This window comes from Peloplasma aerotolerans, from assembly GCF_030012175.1.
Lineage (GTDB): Bacteria > Bacillota_I > Bacilli_A > Acholeplasmatales > Acholeplasmataceae > Peloplasma > Peloplasma aerotolerans.
This window is the reverse complement of record NZ_JASCXW010000058.1, coordinates 1-3719: the sequence shown is the minus strand read 5'-3', so window position 1 is coordinate 3719 and position 3719 is coordinate 1. Positions and strand designations below refer to the sequence as shown.

Genomic DNA, 3719 nt, shown 5'->3' with positions numbered 1-3719 from the left:
GATATATCATCAAGTGAGGGCTGAGTTGCACATCTTGTGCATTGTCTCTTTGCGTATTATAAGTGACTAAGAAAGTTTCTCTCGTATTAAAAAATGGATCTTCTTCATCAAAAGCTAGATTAATTTGATGAGCTGATATTAATTGATTAGATGCTTCATCCTCTTCAATAATAGAAGTGAGTTTTGCTTGATAAGATGTAACCAAACCAATTAAGTTATCACTTGGAACTGTATCATCAGATAAATCAGCATCAGTTTGATCGCATGACGATAAAAATAAAATAATCAGAAAAACGAACAATATGTGCAATTTCTTCATATCAAAAATACCCCTTTGATTTAATTTGTTAGTATCATTTAGATATATTATAAGTCTTTAGTTTGCCTTTAGCAATAACATCTTGTGTGATTTTTAAAAAAACATCAAAGTCTAGTGACTCTGATGTTTATTCTCTATAAATCTTTATATGCTTTAACTAGTTCATCGACTGCCTTTTTACCATCCCCATAAAGCATCAATGTATTATCATTAGCGAATAATGGATTGGGAATACCTGCAAATCCAGGACTAAGTGAACGCTTGATAACAACACATGTTCTAGCTTTATCAACATCTAAGATAGGCATACCAGCAATTTCCGAATCTTTTTCACGTGCTAAAGGATTTACAACATCATTAGCGCCAATGACGATAACGACATCAGTATTTGCGAATGTTGGATTAATATTTTCTAACTCAATGAGTTTTTCATATGGAATGTTTTCTTCAGCAAGTAATACATTCATATGTCCTGGCATACGTCCTGCAACAGGGTGGATACCAAAGACGACTTCAACACCGTTTGATTCTAACGCTTCAGTTAAAAGACGTACTGAGGTTGCTGCACGTGCCACAGCCATACCGTAACCAGGAACAATAACAACTCTTTGTGCGGATTCTAAAATCATTGCGACTTCATCAGGAGAAGTTGATGTCACTTTACCTTCATAAATTGAATCTGTTGTTATGGATGTTGGTGCACCACCAAATCCACCAAATAAAACATTGATTAAAGATCGATTCATTGCTTTACACATAATTGAAGTCAAGATAATGCCAGATGCTCCAACTAATGATCCTGCAATAATTAAAACGATATTATTTAACACAAATCCAGTTGCTGCTGCAGCTAATCCGGAATAAGAGTTAAGTAGTGAAATCACGACTGGCATATCTGCTCCACCGATACCGATAACAAGTAATATACCTAGGAGTAAACCACCACCAACAATAATCCAGTACCATAAAGTGGTATCAGGAGTAGCAACCATTAAACCACCAAGTCCTAATAGACCAGCGAGTAATATCAGTTTTAAGTATAAGTCGAATTTAAAGGATACAGGTTTATCAGGAATGATTTTTAATCCTTGAAGTTTCGCATAGGCGATAAAACTTCCAGAAAGTGTAATTGCACCTATAAGACCTGAAAGAACTGTTGCAATTAACATAGGTAGTTCAAGTGTTGATTGGGAAGCTATTTCAAATCCAAAATAAACACCAGCAACTAAAAATGATGCACCACCACCAAATCCATTGAATATAGCAACCATTTGAGGCATACCAGTCATTTTAACTTTTAAAGCTGACCAGATACCTACGATGGATCCTAAAAGGATTGCAGCGAGTAGTATATACCAATATTGGAAAGAAGATTCAATGACACCGTCGGTGACATTGACAATAACTCCAAAGTCTATAAATGCGGTTAATGTAGCTATTAACATCCCAAGTGCACCAATAGAGTTACCTCTTGATGCTGTTTTTGGTTTAGATAATTTTTTAATACCTAATATGAAAAATATTGAAGAGATTAAATAGAGGACAGCAACAATGATATCTTTTAAGTCTGCTAAGTTTTGGTCGATGATCATTTCTTTTTCCCCCTAAATTTCTCTAGCATACGATGACTAACAACAAATCCTCCGACGACATTAACGGTTGCGAAAAATAATGCAATTGCACCTAATATAAAGGGAAGAACACCAACTTCACCATAACTATGTTGTGTAAGAAGAACACCAATAGCTCCGACGATCGTAATCCCCGATATTGCATTCGATCCAGACATTAGAGGCGTATGTAGTGTTGCAGGAACTTTTGTAATAAGTTCAATACCTAAAAATACAGTCATTAAAAATATTGTTATTAAATAGATAATGATCATGATGTTTTTCCTCCAATCCATGAACGTGTTTTCTCATTTGGAATTTCTTTTTGATGAGTAACGACTGTTGCTAAAACGATATCGTCTTCCCAATTGATTTTCCCTAATTCTTTTTTATCCCATAAATTATTTAAAAAGGTTGTAATATTTTTGGAGTATAACATAGATGCATTATTGACGTAATGAGCAGCAACATTTTCTAAACCAACAATGGTTACACCATGTTTTACAACGGTTTTACCGCTTTCAGTTAATTCGCAATTACCACCACGCTCAGCAGCTAAATCAATAATAACACTACCTTTTTGCATGCCTTTAACCATGGTTTCTGTTATTAAAATAGGAGCTTTTTTGCCGGGAATATTTGCTGTTGTAATCACGACATCTTTATTGGATAATTCCTCTTTCATAAGTTCACGTTGTTTTTTATAATAGGCTTCATCCATTTGTTTAGCATATCCACCTTCACCACTTGCACTTTCTAAATCGAATTCCACGAATTTAGCACCTAAAGATAGAACTTGCTCTTTAACTTCACTCCTGACGTCATAAGCACTAACAACAGCACCTAATCTTTTAGAAGTTGCTATGGCTTGGAGTCCAGCAACACCTACACCTAAGACAAAGACATTAGCAGGTGGAATTGTTCCAGCTGCCGTCATCATCATTGGAAAGATTTTTGTACTCTTTTCAGCACCGAAGACTGCAGCAGCGTATCCTGCTAAATTTGCCATCGATGATAGAACATCCATGCTTTGAGCACGTGTTGTTCTTGGAATGAGTTCCATAGAAAATGATGTAACCCCCTGGTTAAGTAAAGCATCAAATGCTTGATGCGGTTGGTATGGTTCTAAAAGCCCTATGATGATTTGTTTTTCTTTCAATTGATTTGCTAGTGATTCACCTTGATTATCAGCAGCTCCAGCTCTAATCGTTAGAAGAACGTCTACCTTCTTAATTAATGATTCTAGGTTATCAATAATAACCGCACCTCTTTCTTGATACTGCTCATTGCTATAACCCGCAGCTGTACCAGCATCTTTTTCAAGATAAACTGTATAACCCAGTTTAATAAGTGCAGGAACATGATTAGGAACAACCGATACACGATTTTCTCCTTTTGATCTTTCTTTTAAAATACCAATATTCATAACATAATCTCCTTATTGTTCGTATTTTATGCTTTGTTATATACTTATTGAATGAAGCAAAGTATGCTTCATTTCATCATCATTATTCATTGCTCAATCCGCATATATTCAGTCCATACTTTTAAAAGTATGCTCATTTCACATGACATTTCTATTTTAGCATATATTTGAATTTGAATGTGCATTGAATATCAAAGTAAAATCATGGAAAATGCACATTTATTGTTTGAATAATCAAGTAGAACTATAATAACAGTATATGAAGGGGATGAAAAAATGAGTAATAGAATAAAAGTTAGTGCAAATATTAATAAAGACATTCTAACAGTGTGGAACACGTATCATCAACCAAAACATATTGAAA

The 3719-nt window shown here is 34.6% G+C and carries 4 protein-coding genes; all 4 read right to left on the bottom strand.

Features of this window, described 5'->3' with window-relative positions; translation table 11 throughout:
• Window positions 1-319, bottom strand: a 319-nt coding sequence (locus QJ521_RS09335; protein ID WP_282840218.1) for a hypothetical protein, incomplete at its 3' end; no start/stop codon positions are given.
• A 134-nt stretch (window positions 320-453) separates the two neighbouring features.
• Window positions 454-1911 carry an NAD(P)(+) transhydrogenase (Re/Si-specific) subunit beta gene (locus tag QJ521_RS09330; protein ID WP_282840217.1) on the bottom strand — a complete coding sequence of 486 codons (1458 nt, stop codon included), beginning with the start codon at window positions 1909-1911 and terminating at the stop codon, window positions 454-456.
• Window positions 1908-2204: an NAD(P) transhydrogenase subunit alpha part 2 gene (locus QJ521_RS09325; RefSeq protein ID WP_282840216.1), complete on the bottom strand. Its 297-nt coding sequence runs from the start codon at window positions 2202-2204 to the stop codon at window positions 1908-1910. Before QJ521_RS09325 ends, QJ521_RS09330 begins: the two co-directional genes overlap by 4 nt.
• Window positions 2201-3355: a Re/Si-specific NAD(P)(+) transhydrogenase subunit alpha gene (locus tag QJ521_RS09320; RefSeq protein WP_282840215.1), complete on the bottom strand. Its 1155-nt coding sequence runs from the start codon at window positions 3353-3355 to the stop codon at window positions 2201-2203. The genes QJ521_RS09325 and QJ521_RS09320 overlap by 4 nt, the downstream gene beginning before the upstream one ends.
• Between the last annotated feature and the right edge of the window lie 364 nt (window positions 3356-3719).

Bases quoted from the DNA above. Each gene is read 5' to 3' on its own strand.
- QJ521_RS09330 (WP_282840217.1), bottom strand. From the start codon at position 1,911: ATGATCATCGACCAAAACTTAGCAGACTTAAAAGATATCATTGTTGCT.
- QJ521_RS09320 (WP_282840215.1), bottom strand. From the start codon at position 3,355: ATGAATATTGGTATTTTAAAAGAAAGATCAAAAGGAGAAAATCGTGTA.
- QJ521_RS09325 (WP_282840216.1), bottom strand. From the start codon at position 2,204: ATGATCATTATCTATTTAATAACAATATTTTTAATGACTGTATTTTTA.